This window comes from Citrobacter sp. Igbk 17, from assembly GCF_028069775.1.
GTDB lineage: Bacteria > Pseudomonadota > Gammaproteobacteria > Enterobacterales > Enterobacteriaceae > Citrobacter.
On record NZ_JANEWI010000005.1, the window covers coordinates 65626 to 91659 of the forward strand.

Sequence of the window (26034 nt, forward strand, 5' to 3'; positions counted from 1 at the left end):
CAGCCGACATCCGGCATGTTATTTCGCCCTTTCGCGTAGCTCGGAAGAGGTCAGGATCGAAACCCCTTCATGTTCAGGTGCCAGCGCCTCCATCAGCATGGCTTGCGCGACATCACGTGCCTTAATCGATTTCCAGTTTCCTGGCAGCAACCGGAACAACGGTGCCAAAAACATTTCATTTGCGCGTTGCTTCTCCCGTTCCCCCAGCAACATCGAAGGCCGGACAATCGTTAGCCGTGGCCATTTCTGAGCGATCAGCGCCTGCTCCATTTCCCCTTTCACCCGGTTATAAAAAAATGGCGAATGTGCATTGGCTCCCATCGAACTCACCACCAGCATATGCTGGGCACCAAGCCGGCGGCCCGTCAGAGCGGTGTCCACCACCAGCGTATAATCCGCGTGGATAAACGCCTCTTTGCTACCCGCTTCACGTTGGGTCGTACCCAGGCAGCAAAACACAATATCGACCGGGTCAGTAACTTGCGCCAGCGCATCGCTTAACTGTGGATCGTGAGGATTATAGACCCCGACCGTATCTGCCAATGGTCGTCGTGTCGGTGCGGTGATAGCGTGGATTCGGGGTTCATTCAGCAACATCCGCAGCAAATTTCCGCCCACCAGCCCTGTGGCACCTGTTATTAACACCTGGCTCATTGCTTTTCCATCCCCGCATCCTCAATCGATCTTCTAACTATAGATCACGCAGCCAGAGCATCTTCTTGCCAAAGCCCAGCGTATTGTCAGTGAACTTGATTTCATCCAGCCGAATCTCCCACACGGGCGCTGACAGCATCCTGGCGACAGGGAAACGATGGTTATACGCTTTACGCGCAGCTTCGCTCTCTTCTCCCTCCAGGCGGCGGATTTCCCCTTTAAACTGAACGCCGCGAATCAACGCGACCGTTTTAGGCTGACCGTTTACCGTTCCGGCGACGCACGCACGCGGGCCAGACATCTGTGCATGGCGGGTCTTCTCTTCGGTGAGCACATAGAACGCAACCTTTTGCGCATCAAACAGATAAAACGCATTGGCGCACCACAATTCACCGTCATGGTGTACACACCAGGTCACAACGTGCTGCTTTGCCAACCAACGAGTCACCGCAGTCAGTGTTTCCATTTCTGTTCTCTTTTATACTGTAGGACTGAAAATTATCATGTCGATGGTAACAATGACACCCTGGTATCTGTATCTGATCCGTACCGCAGACAATGCTCTGTACACCGGAATAACCACCGATGTACAACGCCGCTATCAGCAGCATCAGAGCGGAAAAGGTGCGAAAGCGCTACGCGGGAAGGGAGAGCTCACTCTGGCATTTGCGGCGCAAGTCGGCGATCGCTCGCTGGCCCTGCGCATAGAGTATCGGGTCAAGCAGCTTACAAAACGCCAGAAAGAGCGCCTTGTGGAAGGTGAAGGGTTTGAGACTCTGCTGAGCAGTCTGCAAACCCCCGACACTTAAAAGCGATTGAAATGGTCGTGATATTCCACCAGGCCAGATACGCCCTCCAGCGCATCTTCCGCCAGGCGATGCACCTGGAATGCACTTTCTGTACCCGGCCAGCGGCAACGCAGGTCGTGATGGGCCGCCAGTTCGAAGCCCAAGCGACTGTACAATGCCGGATCGCCCAGGGTGACCACCGCGGCGTAGCCAAACTCGTTAAGAGAATCCAGCCCTTCATAAACCAACTGACGCGCCAGGCCTTGCCCACGGTAATTTTCATCTACCGCTAACGGTGCCATGCCGACCCACTGCAGATCTTCACCCTGCACATCAACAGGGCTGAATGCGACGTAGCCCACTACCTGACCTTCATCATCGGTAGCAACCAGACCCAGCGTTAAGAAACCGTCTTCGCGCAGGTCGTGCACTAACTTCGCTTCCGCATCGCTTTCAAATGAACGACGCAGCAGCGCATCAATGCCTGGGGCATCAATGGGAATTTCAACTCGAATCAGCATGCTTCACCTACCGAGGTCTGTTTGGTTTCTGGCGACGTTTTCATACCCGCCTCAACAAAATCCGCCAACTGCAGCAGCATGACACGTAACGCTTTCGGCATCTGCTCCAGTTCGATGGCGTCCATCAGATTTTTAACATACAGCCCTAATTCTGTATCGCCTTCGATCACCAGGCGACGCTGGAAGAAAAGCGTATCTGGATCCTGCTTACGCGCCACGATCATCAGGAGATCGCTGGCATCGGCGCTAAAACTCACATCAGCATCTGCGCTCTCACTGACGATAAGCTTGTCGTTCTCTACTGAGGTATACCATCTGAGACCAATATCGCGCACATGAATGCTCAGCCAGCGGCCGTTGAGAAACTCCAGCTCCCCATCGGCCAGCGCCTGACTAAACTGCCAGCTCAGGACCTGTTCCAGAACCTGGCGCTTCAGCGCAAAGGGCGTCAGTTTAACCGGTACACTCATCAGAGAAGGACCTAAATGTACTAAGCGTGAACGCAGTTTATCCAACACGAGCTTTACTCCCTGTTTCAATAGTCCTGCTATTTTGCCATATCAAATAAACGACATAGCGGCATAAATCAACAATTCGATGCGAAATTGTTACCTCTTTATTGGTGTCACCAATACGACTTTAACTGCCTCAAATCAAAAATTGTCTCAGCAAGGTTAACTAAAATCCCTCTTCGTTAACATTTTTGCGTCCTCAGGCGCAACTTTCAGGATAAATTATGGAGCTGCTCTGCCCTGCCGGAAATCTCCCGGCGCTTAAGGCGGCCATCGAGAACGGCGCTGATGCTGTCTACATCGGGCTGAAAGATGATACCAACGCCCGTCATTTCGCCGGCCTTAATTTTACCGAGAAAAAATTGCAGGAAGCGGTGAGTTTCGTTCATCAACATCGCCGTAAGCTGCACATTGCGATTAACACTTTTGCCCATCCGGATGGGTATGTACGCTGGCAACGTGCCGTGGATATGGCGGCACAACTGGGTGCGGATGCCCTGATCCTCGCCGATCTCGCCATGCTTGAGTATGCCGCAGAGCGCTATCCCCATATTGAGCGCCATGTCTCCGTTCAGGCATCTGCGACTAACGAAGAGGCAATTAATTTCTACCATCGCAACTTTGACGTTGCGCGGGTCGTACTGCCACGTGTGCTGTCGATTCATCAGGTGAAGCAATTAGCCCGCGTCACCCCAGTTCCGTTAGAGGTATTTGCCTTCGGTAGTCTGTGCATTATGGCGGAAGGTCGTTGTTACTTATCTTCTTATCTGACAGGGGAATCGCCAAACACCGTGGGCGCCTGCTCCCCTGCTCGCTTTGTGCGCTGGCAGCAGACCCCGCAGGGACTGGAGTCACGCTTAAACGAAGTACTGATCGACCGCTATCAGGACGGCGAAAACGCAGGTTACCCAACGCTGTGTAAAGGCCGCTATCTGGTCGATGGTGAACGCTACCATGCACTGGAAGAGCCAACCAGTCTGAACACACTGGAGCTGCTGCCCGACTTACTGGCCGCCAATATTGCGTCGGTCAAAATAGAGGGCCGTCAACGTAGCCCGGCCTATGTCAGCCAGGTCGCAAAAGTATGGCGTCAGGCGATCGACCGCTGCAAAGCCTCCCCGCAGAACTTCGTTCCACAGCCTGAATGGATGGAAACACTGGGCTCCATGTCCGAAGGCACGCAGACCACGCTTGGTGCGTATCACCGTAAATGGCAGTGAGAAAAGCAATGAAATATTCCTTAGGGCCCGTGCTTTACTACTGGCCGAAAGAGACGCTGGAAGATTTTTATCAGCAGGCCGCAACCAGCCAGGCCGACGTTATCTATCTGGGTGAAGCCGTGTGCAGCAAGCGCCGTGCTACTAAAGTGGGTGACTGGATAGATATGGCGAAATCACTCGCCGGCAGCGGCAAACAGGTGGTGCTATCTACACTGGCGCTGGTGCAGGCCTCCTCTGAACTGGGAGAACTGAAGCGCTATGTGGAAAACGGCGACTTCCTGGTGGAAGCCAGCGACCTCGGTGTGGTTAACATGTGCGCCGAGCGCAAACTACCGTTTGTCGCAGGACATGCGCTCAACTGCTACAACGCGGTCACGCTGCGTATGCTGCTTAAACAGGGCATGGTGCGCTGGTGTATGCCTGTTGAACTGTCCCGTGACTGGTTGGTAAATCTGCTCAATCAGTGCGAGGAACTGGGTATTCGCAATCAGTTTGAAACCGAAGTCCTCAGCTACGGGCATCTGCCGCTGGCGTACTCAGCCCGCTGCTTTACCGCGCGTTCCGAAGATCGGCCAAAAGACGAATGTGAAACCTGCTGCATCAAATACCCCAACGGGCGTGATGTTCTGTCGCAGGAAAATCAGCAGGTATTTGTCCTCAATGGGATCCAGACCATGAGCGGCTATGTCTACAATCTCGGCAACGAGCTAACATCAATGCAGGGGCTGGTTGATATTGTTCGTCTATCACCGTTGGGGACGGAAACAATCGCGGTGCTTGATGCTTTCCGCGCGAATGAAAACGGCAACGCCCCACTACCACTTGCCGCCCACAGCGACTGCAACGGTTACTGGAAGCGACTGGCAGGTCTGGAGCTGCAGGCCTAGCCGGATGGCGGCAAAAGTGCCTTATCCGGCCTACAAAATAGTGCTCCCGTAGGCCCGATAAGCGCAGCGCCATCGGGCATTTTATGTTCGGCGCGATCCGTATAAAGCTCACTTTGTTAACAACATTCACTAATCTTTAATGCAGTATTAAAAGATTAACCGGTAACAAAGTGAGCCGTTATGACTAACAAAACTATTCCGTTCTCGGTGCTGGATCTGGCGCCGATCCCTCAGGGTTCCTCCGCGCGAGAAGCCTTCTCCCATTCGCTCGAACTCGCACAGCTTGCTGAAAAACGCGGCTACCGCCGCTACTGGCTGGCAGAACATCACAACATGACCGGTATCGCCAGCGCCGCAACGTCAGTACTGATTGGCTATCTGGCTGCCCATACCACCACGCTACATCTGGGTTCTGGCGGCGTGATGCTACCCAACCATTCGCCGCTGGTGATCGCTGAGCAATTCGGCACGCTAAACACACTGTATCCGGGGCGGATTGATCTCGGGCTTGGCCGCGCGCCAGGGAGCGATCAACCCACAATGCGCGCCTTGCGTCGCCATATGAGCGGCGATGTCGACAACTTCCCACGTGATGTAGCAGAACTGGTGGACTGGTTTGACGCCCGCGATCCTAATCCTCACGTTCGCCCGGTTCCAGGCTACGGCGAGCAAATCCCGGTTTGGTTATTAGGTTCCAGCCTGTACAGCGCACAGCTGGCAGCACAGCTTGGCCTGCCATTTGCTTTCGCCTCGCATTTCGCACCAGATATGCTGCATCAGGCACTGCACTTGTACCGGACACAGTTCAAGCCTTCAGCACGCCTGGAAAAACCGTATGCAATGGTGTGTATCAATATCATTGCCGCTGACAGTAACCGCGATGCAGAGTTTCTTTTCACCTCAATGCAGCAGGCATTTGTGAAACTGCGCCGGGGCGAAACCGGCCAGTTACCGCCGCCGGTAGAGAATATGCATCAACTGTGGTCTGCTTCTGAACAGTACGGCGTTCAGCAGGCGCTGAGTATGTCGCTGGTCGGTGATAAAGCGAAAGTGCGGCACGGTCTCGACGCGATTTTGCGTGAAACCCAGGCCGATGAAATTATGGTTAACGGCCAGATCTTTGATCATCAGGCACGGCTGCATTCGTTTGATTTGGCGATGGATGTGAAGCAGGAATTGTTGGGGTAGTGCGTTGTTTTGCCCGGTGGCGCTTCGCTTACCGGGCCTACGGGATAAGTAGGCCGGATAAGGCGCAGCCGCCATCCGGCACAACAACATTACTGGTACACAGGCAACAGATTAAAGCTCGACAGAATGTGGATAACTGCGTTGCCGATACCGAATACCAGAATCAGCGCAATCATCGGCTTGCCGCCCCAGACACGGAATTTCGGGCTACCGAAACGCTCACGGGATTTACGTGCCAGCAACGCCGGGACAATTGCGGCCCAGATGGTTGCTGCGAGTCCTGCATAACCAATGGCGTACAGGAAACCGTTCGGCCACAGCAGGCCACTGACAATCGGCGGCAGGAAGGTCAGCAGCGCGGTTTTAAAACGTCCTATACCAGAGTCATCAAATTTGAACAGATCTGCCAGATAGTCGAACAGACCCAGCGTCACTCCGAGGAACGAACTCGCCACGGCAAAGTTGGAGAACACCACCAACAGCAGATCCAAACTACGGCTGTTCAGCACGCCGCTCAACGCCTGGACCAGCACATCAATATTACCGCCCTGCTGTGCAATACCGATAAACTCTGGGCGTGGGATATTGCCCATCGTCCCCAACAACCATACGGTATACAGCACCAGCGCCAGCAGCGTACCGTAGACCAGGCACTTAACGATGGTCTTCGGATCTTTACCGTAGTACTTCATCAGGCTCGGGACGTTACCGTGGTAGCCGAACGACGCCAGACAAAACGGCAGCGTCATCAACAGATACGGCGTATATGAAGCATTGCTCTCTGCCACGTTAAACAACGTGGTCGGCGTGACGTGCCCTAACAGGCTACCGAAAGTCAGGAAAAAGGTAATCACCTTCGCACCCAGCACAATCGCCGTCATGCGACTGACCGCTTTGGTGCTTAACCACACCACAAATGCTACCAGCAGAGCAAAGCCAAAACCTGCCGCACGCGCCGGAACGTTCAGCGACATCTCAGAGAAAGTGTGGTGCAGAATCGAACCACTCGCCGAGATATACGCGTAGGTCAGGATATAGAGAACGAAGGCGATCGAGATGCCGTTCACAACGTTCCAGCCTTTACCCAGCAGATCTTTGGTGATGGTATCGAAGCTCGAGCCAATGCGGTAATTGAGGTTAGCTTCGAGGATCATCAGCCCGGAGTGCAGCATGCAGAACCAGGTGAAGATCAGTGCCGCCATTGACCAGAAGAACCACGCCCCGGACATGACCACAGGCAGAGAAAACATCCCCGCGCCAATAATGGTGCCGCCGATGATCACCACGCCGCCAAGCAGCGAAGGTGATGTTTGGGTGGTGGTTAGTGTTGCCATTCAGCCATCTCTCCAGTCATTTGTATTGTGACTACATCTCAATGCGCTGCACTGTACCAGTACACGAGTACAAATGAAATAAAAAAAACCCCAATCATTTCGATCAGGGCTGTATATATTACTTTACGCTTTTATACTCGTCATACTTCAAGTTGCATGTACGTTGGCTACGTTCATTCACCCCAGTCACATAGTTTTCTATGCTCCTGGGAACTCACTCTCTTGCCGCCTTCCTGCAACTCGAATTATTTAGAGTATAAGCTAAGAAGCTTATGCGTCACCGCCGAAACGACGACGACCAGCGGAGTCATCACGGCGCGGAGCAGAAGAATCATCACGACGCGGGCCACGGTTGCCTTCACGACGTTCGCCGCTGAAACGACGACCATCGCCACGACCGCCTTCACGACGTTCGCCGCTAAAGCCACGACCTTCACCACGACCGCCTTCACGACGCTCACCGCTGAAACGACCACCGCCACGACGCTCACCACCGGTGTGCGGTACTGCATCGCCAACCAGCTGCATGTTCATCGGCTTGTTCAGGATGCGGGTACGAGTAAAGTGTTGCAGCACGTCACCCGGCATACCTTTCGGCAGTTCGATGGTGGAGTGGGAAGCAAACAGCTTGATGTTACCGATATAACGGCTGCTGATATCACCTTCGTTAGCAATCGCGCCAACGATATGACGAACTTCAACACCGTCATCACGACCCACTTCAATACGATACAGCTGCATATCGCCAACGTCACGACGTTCACGACGCGGACGGTCTTCACCACCACGGTCATTGCGGTCACGCGGGCCACGATCGTTGCGGTCGCGCGGACCACGGTCATCACGGTCGCGGAATTCGCGTTTCGGACGCATCGGCGCATCTGGCGGCAGGATCAGCGGACGTTCGCCCTGAGCCATTTTCAGCAGTGCTGCGGCCAGTGTTTCGATATCCAGCTCTTCTTCCGGCTGCATTTTCGCCAGCAGAGCGCGGTACTGATCCAGATCGCTGCTTTCCAGCTGCTGCTGTACTTTCGCGGCGAATTTTTCCAGACGGCGTTTGCCCAGCAGGTCTGCATTCGGCAGCTCGACTTCCGGAATGGTCAGCTTCATGGTGCGTTCGATGTTACGCAGCAGACGACGCTCGCGGTTCTCAACGAACAGCAGCGCACGGCCAGCACGACCCGCACGACCGGTACGACCGATACGGTGAACGTAAGACTCAGAGTCCATCGGGATGTCGTAGTTAACAACCAGGCTGATACGCTCAACGTCCAGGCCACGGGCCGCAACGTCGGTTGCAATCAGAATATCCAGACGACCATCTTTCAGACGCTCCAGAGTCTGCTCACGCAGGGACTGGTTCATGTCGCCGTTCAGTGCAGCGCTGCTATAACCGCTACGCTCCAGCGCTTCTGCCACTTCCAGGGTCGCATTTTTGGTACGAACGAAGATAATCGCCGCATCAAAGTCTTCTGCTTCCAGGAAACGCACCAGCGCTTCATTTTTACGCATGCCCCATACAGTCCAGTAGCTCTGGCTGATGTCAGGACGTGTAGTAACGCTGGACTGAATACGGACTTCCTGCGGCTCTTTCATAAAGCGGCGGGTAATACGACGAATCGCTTCCGGCATGGTAGCAGAGAACAGAGCAGTCTGATGACCTTCCGGGATCTGCGCCATAATCGTTTCGACGTCTTCGATGAAGCCCATACGCAGCATTTCATCAGCTTCGTCCAGTACCAGACCGCTCAGTTTGGAGAGGTCCAGAGTACCGCGCTTCAGGTGATCCAGCAGACGGCCCGGCGTACCGACGACGATCTGTGGTCCCTGACGCAGGGCACGTAATTGCACGTCATAACGCTGGCCGCCGTACAGGGCAACCACGTTCACGCCGCGCATGTGTTTAGAGAAATCCGTCATGGCTTCTGCAACCTGAACCGCCAGTTCGCGGGTCGGTGCCAGCACCAGAATCTGAGGTGCCTTCAGCTCAGGATCAAGATTGTTGAGCAGCGGTAAGGAGAACGCTGCAGTTTTGCCGCTACCTGTCTGGGCCATACCCAGAACATCGCGACCGCCCAGCAGATGCGGAATGCACTCTGCCTGGATTGGAGATGGTTTTTCGTAACCCAGATCGTTAAGGGCTTCAAGGATAGGAGCCTTCAGGCCCAGATCTGCAAAAGTGGTTTCGAATTCAGCCATGTAGTACGTGTGCCTCAAAATTAATGGCGGCCAGTCTACATAACTCATCATGAAATTGATCTGCAATTTTCATTGAAAAGTGTGAACCGGCTCAAAGTAGGTGTATTAACGAACAACAACGCCCTCACCCGTGAAGGTGATGGCAATCAAAAAGATTACGGGCTGATGTGTACGTCAGCTATTGCTGGTCCGATTCTGCCAGGTCATCTTGGTCCTGGCCCAGGAGCGATAATTCCAACAATGCGTATCGGTGCTCAACAAAGTTATGAACGTTGTTAGCCACCGCCAGTTTGAACAATGCCGTAGCGTTGTCCAAATCCCCCAGACTTAGGTAGTACTTACCTAAATAGAAGTTGGTTTCACTGAGATGCTCAGCGAGCGAGGTGTTATCCGTTGCGTCCGCCTTCAGGCGTTCCATCAGCGTTGCTTCGCTAATGTTGCCCAGGTAGAACTCGACAATGTTCCATCCCCATTGCTCTTTATCCGATTTTTCGAAACGTTGCTTTAACGCTTCTTTAGCCTGCTTCTCATCGAGCTTCTGCTCGGCGAGATAAAGCCACAGACTGCGGAAAGGATCATTGGGATCGTCTTGATAAAACGCCAGCAGATCATCTTGCGCTAACTTGTCACGACCGCCGTAATACAATGCGATACCGCGATTCAAGTGCGCGTAGTTGTAAGTTGGATCAAGCTCAAGTACAGAATCAAACGCTTCATAGGCAGCATCAAAATTGCCTGCCTGCGTTAAATATATACCTAAGTAATTGAATACTTCAGGCATATCTGGTCGGATAGCCAGCGCTTGTGAAAAATCATTTCGCGCCAGTGCCCTCAGACCGAGACTATCATACAACACTCCGCGCTCATATAAAAGCTGTGCGCGTTCGTCATCGGTTAAAGCCCGACTGGCAAGAATTTGTTCCATACGTGCCAGAATCACTTCCTGCTGCAAAGTCGGTTGCAGTGGTACTGCGAGGACTTCACTCTTACGCCAGGCGGAATTACTGCATCCAGCCAGCGTGAGTGCTGTCGCAACGAAACACCAGCGCAAAAAAGGCTTCATTTCCCACTCCCGAAGACAACGATTGAATGAACGTCCAGGTTCCCCGGTTGCTAACAAGGCATCCTGCCGGGTTAAAGGCCCTCCGCTCTCACGGAGGGCAATGGCAACCTTACTCGCCCTGGCTTGCCGGAGCTTCCGGTTCGCCTGCAGGCTGAGACTGCTCAGTTGCTTCTTTAATGCTCAGACGTACACGGCCCTGGCGATCAACTTCCAGAACTTTGACCGGTACTTCCTGGCCCATCTGCAGGTAATCAGTCACTTTCTCAACGCGCTTGTCAGCGATCTGAGAGATGTGCACCAGACCTTCTTTACCGCCACCGATGGCAACGAATGCGCCAAAGTCAACGATACGGGTCACTTTACCGTTGTAGATACGACCTACTTCGATTTCAGCGGTGATTTCTTCGATGCGACGAATAGCGTATTTCGCTTTCTCGCCGTCAGTCGCAGCAATCTTCACAGTACCATCATCTTCGATTTCAATGGTGGTGCCGGTTTCTTCGGTCAGGGCACGGATAACAGAACCGCCTTTACCGATAACGTCTTTGATCTTGTCCGGGCTGATCTTAATGGTATGGATACGCGGAGCAAATTCAGAGATATCGCCGCGCGGCGCGTTGATCGCCTGTTCCATCACACCCAGGATGTGCAGACGTGCACCTTTAGCCTGGTTCAAAGCGACCTGCATGATCTCTTTGGTGATACCTTCAATTTTGATATCCATCTGCAGTGCAGAGATACCGTCGCGGGAACCCGCCACTTTGAAGTCCATATCGCCGAGGTGGTCTTCGTCGCCCAGGATGTCAGACAGAACAACAAAGTTGTCGCCTTCCTTCACCAGGCCCATCGCGATACCCGCAACGGCTGCTTTGATCGGCACGCCTGCGTCCATCAGCGCCAGGGAAGCACCACATACGGAAGCCATGGAAGAAGAACCGTTAGATTCAGTAATTTCAGAAACGACACGAACGGTGTACGGGAATTTATCCAGTTCCGGCATCACTGCCAGTACGCCACGCTTCGCCAGACGGCCGTGACCAATTTCACGACGCTTCGGAGAACCGACCATACCGGTTTCACCAACACAGTACGGAGGGAAGTTGTAGTGGAACAGGAAGTTGTCGGTACGCTCGCCCATCAGTTCGTCGAGGTTCTGCGCATCACGGGTAGTACCCAGCGTTGCGGTAACCAGCGCCTGAGTTTCACCACGGGTGAACAGTGCGGAACCGTGAGTACGCGGCAGCACGCCAGTACGCACGTCCAGACCACGGATCATGTCTTTTTCGCGGCCATCGATACGCGGCTCGCCGGCCAGTACGCGGCTACGAACAACGTTTTTCTCGATAGCGTGCAGGATTTCACCCAGCTCGTTAGCGTCCAGGGTTTCATCTTCTGCAGTAAGCTGCGCGATGGTTTCAGATTTGATCACGTCAACCTGAGCATAACGCTCTTGTTTGTCAGTGATACGGTAAGCATCGCTCAGGCGCGCTTCTGCCAGTGCAGCAACGCGCGCGTTCAGCGCTTCGTTAACCGCTTCTGGCTGCCAGTCCCAACGTGGTTTGCCCGCTTCTTTAGCCAGCTCGTTGATGGCCTGGATAACAACCTGCTGCTGTTCGTGACCGAATACCACAGCACCCAGCATCTGGTCTTCACTCAGCAGTTCAGCTTCAGATTCAACCATCAGTACGGCAGCTTCGGTACCGGCAACAACCAGATCCAGTTTACTTTCTTTCAGCTCGTCCTGAGTCGGGTTCAGTACATACTGGTCATTGATATAACCAACACGCGCAGCACCAATCGGGCCGTTGAACGGAATACCAGACAGAGACAGCGCAGCGGATGCACCAATCATCGCCACGATATCCGGGTTAACCTGTGGGTTAACGGAAACGACGGTTGCGATAACCTGAACTTCGTTAACGAAGCCTTCCGGGAACAGCGGACGAACCGGGCGGTCAATCAGACGCGCGATCAGGGTTTCGCCTTCGCTTGGACGGCCTTCACGGCGGAAGAAGCTACCTGGGATACGACCAGCAGCGTAGGTACGCTCCTGATAGTTAACGGTCAGCGGGAAAAAGTCCTGGCCTGGTTTCGCTTTTTTCTGGCCAACAACGGTAACGAATACCGCAGTGTCATCCATGCTAACCATAACAGCGGCAGTCGCCTGACGCGCCATCATGCCGGTTTCCAGCGTAACGGTATGCTGACCGTACTGGAATTTACGAACGATCGGATTAAGCAAAATAATATCCTTTCTCTATTTTTTTGACGGCACATTTATGTGCCATCGTTAATACCCGATCTTCTGCGCATCCTCGCGACTAATGACAACCCTAACCCATGCGTATTGGGTAAAGCCTCTCATTAGCCGCGCGAACCTCTGCAACGGAAGATCATTCATAGCAACAATACATTAGTTTCCAGCGAATTGCTGCCATCTGCTGGAAAAAAGGGGCCATGAAGGCCCCCTCTTTCTGAAACTCGAAAGAATTAGCGACGCAGACCCAGACGCTCGATCAGCGCGGTGTAGCGTGCAACATCTTTACGTTTCAGGTAGTCGAGCAGTTTACGACGCTGAGAAACCATGCGCAGCAGACCACGACGGCTGTGGTGATCTTTTTTGTGCTCTGCAAAGTGGCCCTGCAGGTGGTTAATCTGTGCAGTCAACAGAGCAACCTGAACATCGGTAGAACCGGTGTCGTTTGCATCACGACCGAACTCAGAAACGATTTTAGCTGTAGCTTCAGTACTTAGAGACATTTTAAAACTCCAAAGTATTAAGAATGAAAGGATGCCGATCTCTAATTCAGCAATCCCAGTGTATACACTTTATCTTTCAAACTGACTCTGCGTTGGCTGCGTCCGCTCACTTCAGTCACCTACTTGAGTAAGCCCCTGAGGATTCCCAGACTTGCCGCCTTGATGCAGCTCGAATGATATTGTGTACACGCCGCGCGAACTGTTAAATAATTAACGCGACGTTAAGCGGCAGTATTCTACTCGCAGCGCCTTCTTATCGCAAGACAGAGAGCGCTATGCAGGATATTCAACCACCAGTCGACGGGGGGCAACCCGACCTTCGTCATCCATTTCCCCCATGCCGATAAATTTACTGTCATCGCCTTCTGTCACACGCACCAGCCCTTCCAGTGGAGTGCCTGTCGTACGAACCGGATTACCATTTTTAAAGTAAACCGACGATGTTAAAGGCAGATTAACCACTGGATAATCCGATGCAGGACTGTCCATTGGCATCAGCAATGGATCAAGCAACTGCGCTGACGGAATGTTCTGTTGTTCAGCTTGTTCTACCAGCTCACGCAAATGTTCCAGCGTGACCATACGGTCAACCGGGTATTTGCTGACCGTCAGACGGCGCAGATACGTTACGTGTGCACCGCATCCCAGCTTCTCACCCAGATCGTCAATAATAGTACGAATATAGGTGCCTTTGGAGCAGTGAACTTCCAGCTCCAGTTCATTCCCTTCGTGGCGAATAAACAGCAGTTCATAAACGGTAATTGGGCGCGCTTCACGCGGCACCTCGATGCCTTGACGAGCATATTCGTACAGCTTCTTGCCCTGATATTTCAGCGCCGAGTACATCGATGGAATTTGCTCGATATCCCCGCGGAAAGTTTCCAGCGCGCTCGCAAGCTGTTCCTCCGTAAAGGTCACCGGACGTTCCTGCACGATTTGTCCATCAGCATCAGAGGTATCCGTACGCTGACCCAGGCGGGCAATCACACGATAACGCTTGTCGGAATCCAGCAAATACTGTGAAAACTTAGTCGCTTCACCGAGGCAGATAGGCAGCATGCCTGTCGCCAGCGGATCCAACGCGCCAGTATGACCGGCACGGTTGGCATTGTAGATGCGCTTTACTTTTTGCAGTACGTCATTGCTGGACATGCCCTGAGGTTTGTCCAGCAGCAAAACACCATGAATGTCGCGACCACGACGACGAGGACGACTCATCAGTCCTCCTTGCTGTCGTCCGCTGGGTTCACACGACGTTCATCGTCATGCTTCACCACGCTGGTCACCAGGTTGGACATGCGCATCCCTTCGACCAGTGAGTTGTCGTAGAAGAAGGTCAGCTCAGGCACGATACGCAGGCGCATCGCTTTCCCCAGCAGAGAGCGGATGAAGCCAGAAGCTTCCTGCAGTGCCTTAATACCATTTTTCACGGCCGCTTCGTCCTGGTCGTTCAGGAACGTCACGAATACTTTGGCATAGGCCAGGTCACGGGACATCTCAACGCCCGATACGGTGGTCATCATGCCAACACGCGGGTCTTTGATTTCGCGTTGCAGGATAAGTGCGATTTCTTTCTGCATCTCCTGCGCGACACGCTGCGGGCGACCAAATTCTTTCGCCATAATAAATTCTCCAGACAAAAAAGGGGCATTCAGCCCCTTTTGAAAATAATTCGGTGATTAGGCTGTAGGCCTGATAAGCGTAGCGCCATCAGGCATTACATTGCCGGATGTCGGCGTAAACGCCTTATCCGGCCTACACCCGAACAACCTTAAGCAATTGTACGTTTGATCTCGATGATCTCGAACACTTCGATCATATCGCCAACGCGAACGTCATTGTAGTTCTTAACGCCGATACCACATTCCATACCGTTACGGACTTCGTTGACGTCATCTTTGAAGCGGCGCAGGGATTCCAGCTCACCTTCATAGATAACTACGTTGTCGCGCAGAACGCGGATTGGGTTGTGACGCTTAATCGTACCTTCGGTAACCATACAGCCTGCGATGGCACCGAATTTCGGTGATTTGAACACATCACGAACTTCAGCCAGACCGATGATCTGCTGTTTCAGTTCCGGAGACAGCATGCCGCTCATCGCCGCTTTCACTTCGTCGATCAGATGGTAGATGACGGAGTAGTAACGCAGATCCAGGCTTTCAGATTCGATCACTTTACGTGCAGAAGCATCAGCACGGACGTTGAAGCCAACCAGAATCGCGTTGGATGCCGCAGCCAGCGTCGCGTCGGTTTCGGTGATACCACCCACGCCAGAACCGATGATCTTCACTTTGACTTCGTCGGTAGACAGTTTCAGTAAAGAGTCGGAGATCGCTTCTACAGAACCCTGAACGTCAGCCTTCAGTACGATGTTCACTTCGTGAACTTCGCCTTCGGTCATGTTAGCGAACATGTTCTCGAGTTTAGATTTCTGCTGACGGGCCAGTTTAACTTCACGGAATTTGCCCTGACGATACAGCGCAACTTCACGTGCTTTCTTCTCGTCACGAACGACGGTCACTTCATCACCTGCAGCCGGAACACCGGACAGACCCAGGATTTCCACCGGAATGGACGGACCTGCTTCCAGCACTTCCTGGCCCAGTTCGTTACGCATCGCACGAACGCGACCGTATTCGAAGCCACACAGTACGATATCGCCTTTGTTCAGGGTACCCTCGCGAACCAGGACAGTAGCAACCGGACCACGTCCTTTATCCAGGAAGGATTCGATAACCGCACCGCTCGCCATACCTTTACGTACTGCTTTCAGTTCCAGTACTTCGGCCTGCAGCAGGATAGCATCCAGCAGCTCGTCGATACCGGTACCGGCTTTTGCAGAAACGTGAACGAACTGGCTCTCGCCGCCCCACTCTTCCGGCATGATGCCATACTGGGACAGTTCATTTTTAACGCGATCTGGGTCTGCTTCTGGTTTATCGATCTTGTTCACTGCAACCACTACTGGCACACCTGCCGCTTTCGCGTGCTGGATAGCTTCGATGGTCTGCGGCATCACGCCGTCGTCTGCAGCAACAACCAGAACAACGATATCCGTTGCCTGAGCACCACGAGCACGCATAGAGGTAAATGCGGCGTGCCCCGGGGTATCCAGGAAGGTGATCATACCGTTACCTGTTTCAACGTGATACGCACCGATGTGCTGAGTAATGCCGCCTGCTTCGCCTGAGGCCACTTTCGTAGAACGAATGTAATCCAGCAAAGACGTTTTACCGTGGTCAACGTGACCCATGATGGTCACTACCGGTGCACGCGGTTCAGCCGCCGCACCAGTGTCACGGTCGCTCATTACCGCTTCTTCCAGTTCGTTTTCACGACGCAGGATAACTTTGTGGCCCATCTCTTCGGCAACCAGCTGTGCAGTTTCCTGGTCGATAACCTGGTTGATGGTCGCCATGGCACCCAGTTTCATCATCGCTTTGATGACCTGAGAACCTTTAACTGCCATCTTGTTCGCCAGATCGCCAACGGTGATGGTTTCGCCGATCACAACGTCACGGTTAACGGCCTGAGCCGGCTTCTGGAAGCCCTGCTGCAGCGCGGAACCTTTACGCTGTTTACCGCCTTTGCCGCCACGAACCGCTGCACGCGCTTCTTCACGGTCAGCTTTAGATTCGGCGTGTTTATTGCCTTTCTTCGCCGGACGCGCAGCTTTCGCACTGCGAGTACGACCACGACCGCCTTCAACTTCACGATCGTTTTCGTCTTCTGCCTGGCGAGCGTGTTGAGAGGTGGTGACGTGATAATCGCTGGTATCTTCAACAGGTTCAGCGTTATTCACACCATTCTTCTCGTTTTCTTCTGCCATACGACGGGCTTCTTCAGCCACACGGCGCGCTTCTTCTTCAAGCTTGCGACGTGCTTCTTCTTCCGCTTTACGCTTCAGTTCTGCGGCTTCGTTTTCACGGCGGGCTTTTTCGGCCTGGGCGGTTTTTGTCATATCGTCGGTCTGTTGATTGCTCACTTTGTCTTTTTCCGCAGCTTCACGTTTCGCTTTATCAGCGGCTTCACGTTTAGCTTGTTCTGCGGCCTCACGTTCGGCTTTTTGTTGCGCCTCGCGTTTGGCAGCTTCTTCTGCCTCACGACGGGCTTGCTCTTCCGCTTCACGCTGCGCCTGCTCTTCCGCGGCAAGGCGTTCAGCCTCTTGCGGATCGCGTTTCACAAAGGTGCGTGTCTTGCGGACTTCGATTTGTACCGATTTACTTTTTCCACCGGTACCTGGAATATTGAGAGTACTGCGCGTTTTACGCTGCAATGTCAACTTATCCGGCGCTGAGCCATTTTCACGGTTCAGGTGCGCCAGCAAGGTTTGTTTCTCTTGTGCGGACACAGAGTCATCAGCAGACTTAGGGATACCTGCATCAGCAAATTGCTGTACCAGGCGCTCCACGGAAGTCTGTATCTCTGCAGCCAGCGTTTTTACGGTTACATCTGTCATACTGTTCCTTCCTGCTACAGTTTATTACGCTTCGTCGCCGAACCAGCAAATATTACGGGCAGCCATAATCAGCTCACCGGCTTTCTCGTCGGTCAACCCTTCGATATCAGCCAGATCATCAATGCCCTGTTCAGCGAGATCTTCCAGCGTACAAACACCACGGGCAGCCAGTTTGAAGGCCATATCACGATCCAATCCTTCCAGATTCAGCAGATCGTCAGCCGGTTTGTTATCACCGAGGCTTTCTTCCTGGGCCAGTGCCAGAGTGGTCAGTGCGTTTTTAGCACGCTCGCGCAGCGCTTCAACGGTCTGTTCATCGAGGCCGTCAATTTCCAGCAGTTCTTTCATTGGCACGTAGGCCAGTTCTTCCAGCGTCGCAAAACCTTCTTCCACCAGAACTGTCGCGAAATCTTCATCGATATCGAGATATTTGGTGAAGGTATCGATGGCCGCATGTGCTTCAGCCTGATGCTTAGCCTGCAGATCATCAACGGTCATGACGTTGAGTTCCCAACCGCTCAGTTGTGAAGCCAGGCGGACGTTCTGACCATTACGTCCAATCGCCTGAGCCAGGTTACCGGCTTCAACCGCAATATCCATGGTGTGTTTGTCTTCATCCACCACGATAGAAGCGACGTCTGCTGGCGCCATTGCGTTGATCACGAACTGCGCCGGGTTATCATCCCACAGGACAATATCAATACGCTCGCCGCCCAGTTCGGTAGAAACTGCCTGAACACGCGCACCGCGCATACCAACACAGGCACCGACCGGATCGATACGCTTGTCGTTGGTCTTAACGGCGATTTTCGCACGAGAACCCGGATCGCGAGCCGCCGCTTTAATTTCAATCACTTCTTCGCCAATTTCTGGCACTTCAATGCGGAACAGTTCGATCAGCATTTCCGGCTTGGAACGCGTCACAAACAGCTGCGCACCACGCGCTTCCGGGCGCACAGAGTACAGAACACCACGAATACGGTCGCCAGGACGGAAGTTTTCACGCGGCAGCATGTCTTCACGCAGGATCACAGCTTCAGCATTGCTGCCCAGATCCAGGGAAATGTTGTCACGGTTGACTTTCTTCACCACGCCAGTGACGATTTCGCCTTCGTGTTCACGGAATTGATCGACAACCATCGCACGTTCAGCTTCACGTACTTTCTGTACGATAACCTGTTTCGCGGTCTGAGTAGTGATACGGTCAAAGGTGACAGATTCGATCTGATCTTCAACGTATTCACCAACGTTCAGACTTTCGTCTTCAAAGCGCGCTGCTTCCAGCGTAATTTCTTTAGTTGGCTGAGTGACTTCTTCTACGATAACCCAACGACGGAAGGTATCGAAATCACCGCTTTTACGATCGATCTCTACGCGGACATCGATCTCTTGTTCATATTTTTTCTTTGTTGCTGTAGCCAGCGCACTTTCCAGCGCTTCAAAAATTTTCTCGCGTGGCAGCGCTTTCTCGTTGGATACGGCTTCAACAACAGCCAAAATTTCTTTGTTCATCGCGGGCTTTTCACCTCAATCCAGACTGTTAAAAGTGGGGAACCAGGTTCGCCTTCTGGATATTACTCAGCGCGAACACTTCATCTTTACCTTCGACTGTGACCGTGATCATCTCACCGTCCACCGCTTTGATAACGCCCTGCCATTTACGACGGTTTTGTACCGCCATACGAAGAACCAGCGTGACTTCTTCACCCAGGAAACGCACGTAGTGTTCAGCCGTGAACAGAGGACGGTCGAGACCCGGAGAGGAGACTTCCAGGTTGTAGGCAACAGTGATTGGGTCTTCGACATCCATCACCGCGCTTACCTGATGGCTCACATCAGCACAATCATCAACATTGATGCCATCTTCACTATCAATATAGATGCGCAGTGTGGATGTGCGACCGCGAATAAATTCGATGCCGACCAGCTCGTACCCCAAGGCTTCAACTGGCGCTGTAATCATCTCTGTTAATTTTTGCTCTAATGTGGACAAGCCCACCCCCAAGACATAAAAAAAGGGCCTAAAGCCCAGTTATTCTGTAGTCAGATAACAAAAAACCCCGATAAATCGGGGCTTTAGATAACTGAACCCTATAACCGCACCTGCGGTTCGGAGAACCTTCCGAAAGAATTTTTTTCAAATCCAGCTACGAAGGCCTAAGTCTTCACAGTATATTTGAAAAAGAACTCTAAGGGAAAGTGGTTGCGGGGGCCGGATTTGAACCGACGACCTTCGGGTTATGAGCCCGACGAGCTACCAGGCTGCTCCACCCCGCGCCTGAAACGTGGCAAATTTTACTCGTTTTGGGTAAAAAATGCAAATACTGCTGGGATTTGGTACCGAGGACGGGACGTAAAATCTGCGCACAGTATATTGATCCTCTATACGTTATGTCAACCTTGTTACTACTATGCAAATGAATGAATGCAAACCAGCACAAATACAACGGAAGACAAGAGAGATAAATCCGCCATCCACAGCGTTATTTAACGAAATTATCACTAAACTCTTCCTGTCATCCTTAAAAGATGATTAAATGAAAACTCATTTATTTTGCATAAAAATGCAATTAACATAAAAAGCCGACCTCTTCACCAGTCTATCAAGCAGGGTTTTATTTTATGACGACGATTCTCAAGCATCTCCCGGTAGGTCAACGTATTGGTATCGCTTTTTCCGGCGGCCTGGACACCAGTGCAGCACTGCTGTGGATGCGACAAAAAGGGGCTGTCCCATATGCATATACTGCGAATTTGGGTCAGCCGGATGAGGATGACTATGACGCTATTCCTCGCCGTGCAATGGAATATGGTGCTGAGAATGCTCGCCTGGTTGATTGCCGCAAGCAGTTGGTTGCCGAAGGGATCGCCGCTATTCAGTGTGGTGCGTTCCACAACACCACCGGCGGACTGACCTATTTCAATACCACCCCACTGGGCCGCGCAGTGACAGGCACTATGCTGGTTGCCGCCATGAAAGAAGATGGCGTAAACATTTGGGGTGACGGTAGTACCTATAAAGGTAACGATATTGAACGTTTCTATCGTTATGGCCTGTTAACCAACGCCGAATTGCAGATTTACAAACCCTGGCTGGATACCGATTTTATCGACGAACTCGGTGGTCGCCATGAGATGTCCGAATTTATGATCGCCTGCGGCTTCGACTACAAGATGTCTGTCGAAAAGGCGTATTCCACTGACTCCAATATGCTCGGCGCGACTCACGAAGCAAAAGATCTGGAATTCCTGAACTCCAGCGTCAAAATCGTCAACCCGATTATGGGTGTGAAGTTCTGGGATGAGAGCGTGAAGATCCCGGCTGAAGAAGTGACCGTACGTTTTGAACAGGGCCATCCGGTTGCGCTAAACGGTAAGACCTTCAGTGACGATGTTGAAATGATGCTGGAAGCCAACCGCATCGGCGGTCGTCACGGTCTGGGCATGAGCGATCAGATCGAAAACCGTATTATTGAAGCGAAAAGCCGTGGCATCTATGAAGCCCCAGGGATGGCGCTGCTGCACATCGCTTACGAACGTCTACTGACCGGTATTCATAATGAAGACACCATTGAGCAATATCACGCTCACGGTCGCCAGCTCGGTCGTCTGCTGTATCAGGGCCGCTGGTTCGACTCACAGGCGCTGATGCTGCGTGATGGTCTGCAACGTTGGGTAGCCAGCCAGATTACCGGCGAAGTCACGCTGGAACTGCGTCGCGGTAACGACTATTCAATCCTTAACACCGTGTCTGACAACCTGACCTACAAGCCAGAACGTTTGACCATGGAGAAAGGTGATTCCGTATTCTCGCCAGACGATCGTATCGGTCAGCTGACCATGCGTAACCTGGATATTACCGATACTCGTGAGAAGCTGTTCGGCTATGCGCAGTCTGGTCTGCTGACAGCCTCTTCCGCAACAGGTCTGCCACAGGTTGAGAATCTGGAAAACAAGGCGAAGTAAATATTCACCATCTTAAGGCCGCGAAAGCGGTCTTTTTTATGCGCAGAATATAGGGATGCTCTGTTGTCCCCGTAGGTCGGATAAGGTGTTTACACCGCCATCCGACATTATTACATCGCCTGATGGCACTACGCTTATCAGGCCTACGGAGCAGCCACAAATAACAGACGAAAAAAAAGACGCTTTGCAGCGTCTTTTCTTTGGAATATTGGTACTGAGGATGGGACTCGAACCCACAAGCCCGTTAGGGCACTACCACCTCAAGGTAGCGTGTCTACCAATTCCACCACCTCAGCACAGATACAACTATTAATGTGGGATATCGCTGGTCGGCTGAGCCGGAGCAGCTGGCTGAGTTTGCTCGGTTTTCGCCGGTGCACTCAGATTTTCCCACTCACTTCCTTTATTGGTCTTATTGCTGTTCATGTTACCCAGCACCAGACTGATAATGAAGAACAGAGTCCCTAACACAGCTGTCATACGGGTCATGAAGTTACCAGAACCACTTGAACCAAACAGTGTACCAGAAGCGCCTGCGCCAAAAGAGGCTCCCATATCAGCGCCTTTACCTTGCTGCAGCATGATCAAGCCAACAAGGCCAATTGCTACAATAAGGAAAACTACCAAAAGAGCTTCGTGCATAATCAACCTGTTCCTTGCGGAGTTGCCGCGTACCAATGCTTCGACCAATAAAGCGGGAATTTCAACTGTTTCCCACTGAAGCGGGTGTGAATACTAACCAAAGCGAATAACCTTCGCAAGGGCAATTTGTTAGCATTGTATCAAGTGCGGAAAAAATCGCCACATCAATCAAAAACGCAGCAACTTATCCCAGCATCGCTGCATTACTGACCGCTGATCGTCAAGGTTTGCCCAAACAACAATAGGGATTTCACAAATCAGATCCGAATTTTCTGGCCAACAGTGAATGATTTCCTGATTCACCAACTCCTCAGCCACCATTGATTCGGGTAACCATGCCATTCCCATATGGCGCAGTACCATTTCTCGTATTGTTTCGCTTAGCCCAGTCTCAAATACTTTTTTCAACCGTGGGCGCACTCGTTGTTCTGCCGGATCAATAATACGTCTGACAAAGGTGTAGTCGCTGTAGCATAGCCAGGGGATCGGGGTATGCGGATCATCCAGTCTGTCTGCGAGTTGCGCAGAAATCACCGGGATAAAACGCTCATATCGCCATAAAGAACGCTTCAGCCCTCCGGCAATCTCCAGCCCCGGTTGTGAAGAGGGTAAATCGTACGTCACCAGCATATCAATTTGCCGGTTTATCAGGGCATTAAAGTGATTATCAATCCCCTGAATGCTGGCATTTACCGTGAAGTTTAATTGCGGTTCACTCTGGCGCAGATAGTTGATCATATCAGGCAGGATATTGACTGACAGCGTATGCAGACTCACCATCACCAACGTATTATCCGTCGCTGGCATCATCGCACACAGGTCATGGCGCGCCTCCGTGAGTGTGCTGAGGACTTGCCGGGCATAAGGTTCAAAACGTTCGCCATAACAGGTTAGCGTAACGGGCGTCGTGGTGCGGTCAAACAACGGGACCCCCAACATCTCTTCCAGCGCCTTTATACGTCGGCTTAGCGCGGGCTGGGTGATATGCCGCTGTATCGCTGCCTGGGAGTAATTCCCATACTGACTCAACGCCAGAAAATCTTCTAACCACTTCGAATCCACGTCTCATTCCCCATCATGCCATAACCGTATCCACCGATAACAAATCGGCAATAGTCACAGTTATAGTAATGGCTTTAATGTGGACATCATAACAACAATATTCCGTTTCACCTGCCGACTCTCACCCTCGACGTTTGACAGGACCGATATGTTTACTTTACTGACCAATGCCCGCGTATTTTCCCCAGAGGATTTAGGCCTCTGCTCCCTGCTCATACATGCCGATCGCATTGTGGCTGTTGAAAAAGATATTGCACTCTTTGATGGCGTCAAAGAAGTCATCGATTGCCGCGGTAAGTGGGTAATTCCCGGAATTATCGATCAGCATGTCCATCTTACCGGCGGCGGCGGTGAAGCCGGCTTTGCCAGCCGGACGCCAGCCGTCAAACTGCGCGATCTGATTCAGGCCGGTATTACGACGGTCGTCGGCGTGCTGGGCACTGATGCGATATCCCGCTCCCCGAAAGATCTGTACGCCAAAATGCAGTCTCTCAACCTGGAGGGCCTGCGTGCGTATATGCATACCGGAGCCTACGCGGTACCCAGCCCGACAATTACACAATCTATTCGCGATGATATGGCATTTATCCCGGCAATCCTGGGTGTCAAAATCGCACTCGCCGATCACCGTGGCTCCTACCCCTCTTTCCAGGAGTTATTAAGAATAATCAGTGACATCCGCGTATCCTCACTTCTGGCCGGAAAAAAAGGGCTGCTGCACGTACACCTGGGCAATCTACCGGAAGGGATGTCACAGCTGATGGAACTGTGTGATGCCGGTATTCCGATTCACCACATTTCGCCGACGCATGTCGCGAGGACAGAAGCATTGTTCGAACAGGCTATCGCTTTCGCACATCGCGGTGGCCATATCGACGTAACGTCTGGCGGCAGCCGATTTATGCCCCAGGAACAAGCGATTCTCCACGCACTGGAATCACAGGTTCCTGCCGATCGCATCACCATTAGCTCTGATGGTAATGGCAGCGTGCCGCGCTTTAATGCGCAAGGCATCGTGGAAGGACTAAGTGCCGCGCCGGTAGCCGGCAACCTCAACCTGTTGCCTCGCCTGATTGATGTCGGTATTCCGGTGTCTCAGGCGATCGCGATGTTGACGGCGAACGTCGCACGCTCACTGGGTATTTCTGGCGGCGTACTTTGCGCAGGAGAACGAGCTGATATTTGCGTGCTCAATGACGACCTCTCACTGGCCCACTTGTTTGCCGCCGGAAAGCCGTTGCTGCGTGATGGTGAGTGTCTGGTCACCGGCAACTTTGAGTGAGGAGTTGAGAATGTCATTATTACTGGCGCTGGTCGCCATTATTTTTGCCGGGCGTCTGATCCTGAAAAAGTATCACCCTCAGTCGGTGTTGCTCTTAACCGGGATCGTACTCCTGCTTATCGCGCATTTTAGCGGGATGGCTACTCTCAGTAGCCTGGTAAAAAAAAGCACCGGATTTGGTCCCTTTGACGCCTTTGAGTTTATTCGCGATACCCTGAGCGTACGTCTTGGCGGTCTTGGACTACAAATCATGCTGATAGGTGGCTTTGCCACCTATATGTCGGCTATTGGCGCAAGTCAGGTGCTGGTGCGCGTCACATCCCGCCCCTTGCAACGTCTGAACTCCCCTTATCTACTGCTCGGGCTGGCCCTGCTGCTGGGCCAATTTCTGTCGCTGTTTATCAGTAGCGCCACCGGACTGGGTCTGCTTTTGATGGCAACACTTTACCCCCTGCTGACCCGTCTTGGCTGCAGCCGCGCCGCCGTCGCTGCGGTTATCGCCAGTACCTGTGCCGTTGAATTTGGCCCGGGCTCCGGGAACTCGGTTCTCGCCGCCAAAACGGCAGGTATCGAGGTAGTTAACTATTTTGTTCAGGATCAGTTACCGATTGTCGTTCCGGTTATTCTTTTCATCGCTCTGCTTCATATCGTTGTACAACGCTTTTTCGATCGCCGGGAGAGTGGTGACAATGCCGCGCAGCAAATGCAGACATTAACCTCAACCGAAGAAGCCGAAGCGCCGGTTGCCTGGCTGTTCCTGCCAATGTTACCGCTGGTTTTAATGCTGGCGTGCAGTGATTTGCTGTTCAGCTCACTCAAAATTACGCTGGATACCGCCGTACTGATAAGCCTGGCCATTACTCTGATATGCGAATATTGCCGCCATCGTAAAGCTCGCGAAGTGATGGCTGGCGTACAAAAAGTTTTCGACAGTATGGGCAGTGTGTTTGCCACGGTAGTCACGCTGATTATCGCCGGTGAAGTTTTCTCCGCCGGTCTGAAAGCGATTGGCGCGGTTGATGCGCTGCTGTCACTCTCAGGAGAATTTGGCCTCAGCGCAGCGTCCATAATCTTGCTGATGACGCTAATCACCTTTGCGATTTCAGCGTTAATGGGCTCTGGGAATGCAGCATTTTTCTCCTTCGCCCCGATGGTGCCGGATATCAGCCGCCATATTGGCAGCGACGTGGCGGTTATGATGCTGCCGATTCAGATCTCAGCGGGCATTGGACGGACGTTGTCGCCTATTGCCGGCGTGATTATCGCCATCGCCGGGATCGCAGGTGTATCACCGGTGGATATCGTTAAACGCACCGCAATTCCGATGCTGGGAGGATGGTTGCTGATGATTGCACTGACATTCGCCCGATCCGGGCACTTGTTGGCGGTTCTCCCGTGGCTGGCCGTCCTCGTCCTATTGATGATCAGTGGCTACTTCTGGCAGCGCCAACGTAAACAACCGCTTGCAGTACAGTAAAAAAAAGCCGGAGTCTC

24 protein-coding genes and 2 tRNA genes are annotated in these 26034 nt (G+C 52.6%); 7 read left to right on the forward strand and 19 right to left on the reverse strand.

The genetic code is table 11. From position 1 onward, the window contains the following. Positions 1-18: 18 nt before the first annotated feature. Both NNO08_RS04680 and NNO08_RS04685 read right to left on the reverse strand, forming a co-directional pair. Entirely contained in the window at positions 19-654 is a 636-nt protein-coding gene (locus NNO08_RS04680; RefSeq protein WP_271456277.1) for an NAD(P)H-binding protein, read from the reverse strand. A gap of 37 nt (positions 655-691) precedes the next feature. After that, positions 692-1120 carry a YhbP family protein gene (locus NNO08_RS04685; RefSeq protein ID WP_271440732.1) on the reverse strand — a complete coding sequence of 143 codons (429 nt, stop codon included), beginning with the start codon at positions 1118-1120 and terminating at the stop codon, positions 692-694. 37 nt (positions 1121-1157) lie between these two features. Between NNO08_RS04685 and NNO08_RS04690 the strand changes: the two genes are divergently transcribed. Continuing rightward, entirely contained in the window at positions 1158-1463 is a 306-nt protein-coding gene (locus NNO08_RS04690) for a GIY-YIG nuclease family protein (RefSeq protein ID WP_271440733.1), read from the forward strand. Here NNO08_RS04690 and NNO08_RS04695 read toward each other — a convergent pair. Continuing rightward, a complete protein-coding gene (locus tag NNO08_RS04695; RefSeq protein ID WP_137382408.1) occupies positions 1460-1963 on the reverse strand; it encodes a GNAT family N-acetyltransferase in 504 nt (167 codons plus the stop codon). The two genes, NNO08_RS04690 and NNO08_RS04695, sit on opposite strands and share 4 nt — an antisense overlap. Beyond that, positions 1957-2481 carry a ubiquinone anaerobic biosynthesis accessory factor UbiT gene (ubiT, locus tag NNO08_RS04700; protein WP_271440734.1) on the reverse strand — a complete coding sequence of 175 codons (525 nt, stop codon included), beginning with the start codon at positions 2479-2481 and terminating at the stop codon, positions 1957-1959. Before ubiT ends, NNO08_RS04695 begins: the two co-directional genes overlap by 7 nt. Positions 2482-2699: 218 nt before the next feature. Between ubiT and ubiU the strand changes: the two genes are divergently transcribed. The 3 genes from ubiU (at position 2700) to NNO08_RS04715 (ending at position 5770) form a co-directional block, all read left to right on the forward strand. Further along, complete coding sequence (ubiU, locus tag NNO08_RS04705; protein ID WP_137382410.1) at positions 2700-3695, forward strand: ubiquinone anaerobic biosynthesis protein UbiU; 996 nt, start codon at positions 2700-2702, stop codon at positions 3693-3695. An 8-nt stretch (positions 3696-3703) separates the two neighbouring features. After that, positions 3704-4582, forward strand: a complete 879-nt coding sequence (locus NNO08_RS04710) for a U32 family peptidase (RefSeq protein ID WP_271454105.1) — start codon at positions 3704-3706, stop codon at positions 4580-4582. 180 nt (positions 4583-4762) lie between these two features. Beyond that, positions 4763-5770: a luciferase-like monooxygenase gene (locus NNO08_RS04715; protein ID WP_271454104.1), complete on the forward strand. Its 1008-nt coding sequence runs from the start codon at positions 4763-4765 to the stop codon at positions 5768-5770. A gap of 89 nt (positions 5771-5859) precedes the next feature. Here NNO08_RS04715 and mtr read toward each other — a convergent pair whose 3' ends face one another. From mtr to NNO08_RS04775, 12 genes are all read right to left on the reverse strand, one after another. Then, entirely contained in the window at positions 5860-7104 is a 1245-nt protein-coding gene (mtr, locus tag NNO08_RS04720) for a tryptophan permease (RefSeq protein WP_271456278.1), read from the reverse strand. A 270-nt stretch (positions 7105-7374) separates the two neighbouring features. Continuing rightward, positions 7375-9303, reverse strand: coding sequence for a DEAD/DEAH family ATP-dependent RNA helicase (locus NNO08_RS04725; RefSeq protein ID WP_137382414.1), 1929 nt, complete (start codon positions 9301-9303; stop codon positions 7375-7377). Next, positions 9296-9376 (reverse strand): protein YrbN, encoded by an 81-nt coding sequence (gene yrbN / locus NNO08_RS04730; RefSeq protein ID WP_010723222.1) that lies wholly within the window; start codon positions 9374-9376, stop codon positions 9296-9298. Before yrbN ends, NNO08_RS04725 begins: the two co-directional genes overlap by 8 nt. Before the next feature lie 105 nt (positions 9377-9481). Then, complete coding sequence (nlpI, locus tag NNO08_RS04735) at positions 9482-10366, reverse strand: lipoprotein NlpI (protein ID WP_003024982.1); 885 nt, start codon at positions 10364-10366, stop codon at positions 9482-9484. Between the two features lie 109 nt (positions 10367-10475). Then, positions 10476-12608 (reverse strand): polyribonucleotide nucleotidyltransferase, encoded by a 2133-nt coding sequence (gene pnp, locus NNO08_RS04740; RefSeq protein ID WP_271440738.1) that lies wholly within the window; start codon positions 12606-12608, stop codon positions 10476-10478. 248 nt (positions 12609-12856) lie between these two features. Next, the gene (rpsO, locus tag NNO08_RS04745; RefSeq protein ID WP_000059465.1) at positions 12857-13126 is read right to left on the reverse strand and encodes a 30S ribosomal protein S15; all 270 of its coding nucleotides are present in this window, start codon (positions 13124-13126) and stop codon (positions 12857-12859) included. Positions 13127-13399: 273 nt separating this feature from the next. Continuing rightward, entirely contained in the window at positions 13400-14344 is a 945-nt protein-coding gene (truB, locus tag NNO08_RS04750) for a tRNA pseudouridine(55) synthase TruB (protein ID WP_271449031.1), read from the reverse strand. Continuing rightward, complete coding sequence (gene rbfA, locus NNO08_RS04755) at positions 14344-14748, reverse strand: 30S ribosome-binding factor RbfA (RefSeq protein WP_003024988.1); 405 nt, start codon at positions 14746-14748, stop codon at positions 14344-14346. The genes truB and rbfA overlap by 1 nt, the downstream gene beginning before the upstream one ends. Positions 14749-14897: 149 nt before the next feature. Further along, positions 14898-17588 carry a translation initiation factor IF-2 gene (infB, locus tag NNO08_RS04760; RefSeq protein ID WP_271440740.1) on the reverse strand — a complete coding sequence of 897 codons (2691 nt, stop codon included), beginning with the start codon at positions 17586-17588 and terminating at the stop codon, positions 14898-14900. 24 nt (positions 17589-17612) lie between these two features. Continuing rightward, on the reverse strand, positions 17613-19100 hold the full coding sequence (gene nusA, locus NNO08_RS04765; protein ID WP_260861734.1) for a transcription termination factor NusA: 1488 nt from the start codon (positions 19098-19100) through the stop codon (positions 17613-17615). A gap of 28 nt (positions 19101-19128) precedes the next feature. Then, a complete protein-coding gene (gene rimP / locus NNO08_RS04770; RefSeq protein ID WP_003024996.1) occupies positions 19129-19581 on the reverse strand; it encodes a ribosome maturation factor RimP in 453 nt (150 codons plus the stop codon). Positions 19582-19788: 207 nt separating this feature from the next. After that, positions 19789-19865, reverse strand: a tRNA-Met gene (locus NNO08_RS04775). Between the two features lie 345 nt (positions 19866-20210). Here NNO08_RS04775 and argG point away from each other — a divergent pair. Beyond that, positions 20211-21554 carry an argininosuccinate synthase gene (gene argG / locus NNO08_RS04780; protein WP_005131837.1) on the forward strand — a complete coding sequence of 448 codons (1344 nt, stop codon included), beginning with the start codon at positions 20211-20213 and terminating at the stop codon, positions 21552-21554. Positions 21555-21763: 209 nt separating this feature from the next. On the opposite strand, the gene NNO08_RS04785 is transcribed toward argG, so the two are convergent. From NNO08_RS04785 to NNO08_RS04795, 3 genes are all read right to left on the reverse strand, one after another. Then, positions 21764-21850 (reverse strand) — tRNA-Leu (locus NNO08_RS04785). Positions 21851-21863: 13 nt separating this feature from the next. Further along, positions 21864-22196, reverse strand: coding sequence for a preprotein translocase subunit SecG (secG, locus tag NNO08_RS04790; RefSeq protein ID WP_006687886.1), 333 nt, complete (start codon positions 22194-22196; stop codon positions 21864-21866). 168 nt (positions 22197-22364) lie between these two features. After that, a complete protein-coding gene (locus tag NNO08_RS04795) occupies positions 22365-23258 on the reverse strand; it encodes a LysR family transcriptional regulator (RefSeq protein WP_271454101.1) in 894 nt (297 codons plus the stop codon). Positions 23259-23406: 148 nt separating this feature from the next. Between NNO08_RS04795 and iadA the strand changes: the two genes are divergently transcribed. Together iadA and dcuC are read left to right on the forward strand one after the other, a co-directional pair. After that, complete coding sequence (gene iadA, locus NNO08_RS04800) at positions 23407-24540, forward strand: beta-aspartyl-peptidase (protein WP_271440742.1); 1134 nt, start codon at positions 23407-23409, stop codon at positions 24538-24540. Positions 24541-24550: 10 nt separating this feature from the next. Beyond that, the gene (gene dcuC, locus NNO08_RS04805; RefSeq protein WP_271456279.1) at positions 24551-26017 is read left to right on the forward strand and encodes a C4-dicarboxylate transporter DcuC; all 1467 of its coding nucleotides are present in this window, start codon (positions 24551-24553) and stop codon (positions 26015-26017) included. Positions 26018-26034 lie beyond the last annotated feature (17 nt).

What these genes read in the sequence shown, in the direction of transcription:
- argG (WP_005131837.1), top strand. Translation starts at nt 20,211, where the DNA reads ATGACGACGATTCTCAAGCATCTCCCGGTAGGTCAACGTATTGGTATC.
- infB (WP_271440740.1), bottom strand. Translation starts at nt 17,588, where the DNA reads ATGACAGATGTAACCGTAAAAACGCTGGCTGCAGAGATACAGACTTCC.
- NNO08_RS04715 (WP_271454104.1), top strand. Translation starts at nt 4,763, where the DNA reads ATGACTAACAAAACTATTCCGTTCTCGGTGCTGGATCTGGCGCCGATC.
- ubiU (WP_137382410.1), top strand. Translation starts at nt 2,700, where the DNA reads ATGGAGCTGCTCTGCCCTGCCGGAAATCTCCCGGCGCTTAAGGCGGCC.
- NNO08_RS04695 (WP_137382408.1), bottom strand. Translation starts at nt 1,963, where the DNA reads ATGCTGATTCGAGTTGAAATTCCCATTGATGCCCCAGGCATTGATGCG.
- nusA (WP_260861734.1), bottom strand. Translation starts at nt 19,100, where the DNA reads ATGAACAAAGAAATTTTGGCTGTTGTTGAAGCCGTATCCAACGAGAAA.
- NNO08_RS04685 (WP_271440732.1), bottom strand. Translation starts at nt 1,120, where the DNA reads ATGGAAACACTGACTGCGGTGACTCGTTGGTTGGCAAAGCAGCACGTT.
- NNO08_RS04725 (WP_137382414.1), bottom strand. Translation starts at nt 9,303, where the DNA reads ATGGCTGAATTCGAAACCACTTTTGCAGATCTGGGCCTGAAGGCTCCT.
- nlpI (WP_003024982.1), bottom strand. Translation starts at nt 10,366, where the DNA reads ATGAAGCCTTTTTTGCGCTGGTGTTTCGTTGCGACAGCACTCACGCTG.
- rpsO (WP_000059465.1), bottom strand. Translation starts at nt 13,126, where the DNA reads ATGTCTCTAAGTACTGAAGCTACAGCTAAAATCGTTTCTGAGTTCGGT.
- iadA (WP_271440742.1), top strand. Translation starts at nt 23,407, where the DNA reads ATGTTTACTTTACTGACCAATGCCCGCGTATTTTCCCCAGAGGATTTA.
- secG (WP_006687886.1), bottom strand. Translation starts at nt 22,196, where the DNA reads ATGCACGAAGCTCTTTTGGTAGTTTTCCTTATTGTAGCAATTGGCCTT.
- NNO08_RS04680 (WP_271456277.1), bottom strand. Translation starts at nt 654, where the DNA reads ATGAGCCAGGTGTTAATAACAGGTGCCACAGGGCTGGTGGGCGGAAAT.
- dcuC (WP_271456279.1), top strand. Translation starts at nt 24,551, where the DNA reads ATGTCATTATTACTGGCGCTGGTCGCCATTATTTTTGCCGGGCGTCTG.
- mtr (WP_271456278.1), bottom strand. Translation starts at nt 7,104, where the DNA reads ATGGCAACACTAACCACCACCCAAACATCACCTTCGCTGCTTGGCGGC.
- yrbN (WP_010723222.1), bottom strand. Translation starts at nt 9,376, where the DNA reads ATGAAAATTGCAGATCAATTTCATGATGAGTTATGTAGACTGGCCGCC.
- NNO08_RS04690 (WP_271440733.1), top strand. Translation starts at nt 1,158, where the DNA reads ATGTCGATGGTAACAATGACACCCTGGTATCTGTATCTGATCCGTACC.
- rbfA (WP_003024988.1), bottom strand. Translation starts at nt 14,748, where the DNA reads ATGGCGAAAGAATTTGGTCGCCCGCAGCGTGTCGCGCAGGAGATGCAG.
- truB (WP_271449031.1), bottom strand. Translation starts at nt 14,344, where the DNA reads ATGAGTCGTCCTCGTCGTCGTGGTCGCGACATTCATGGTGTTTTGCTG.
- NNO08_RS04710 (WP_271454105.1), top strand. Translation starts at nt 3,704, where the DNA reads ATGAAATATTCCTTAGGGCCCGTGCTTTACTACTGGCCGAAAGAGACG.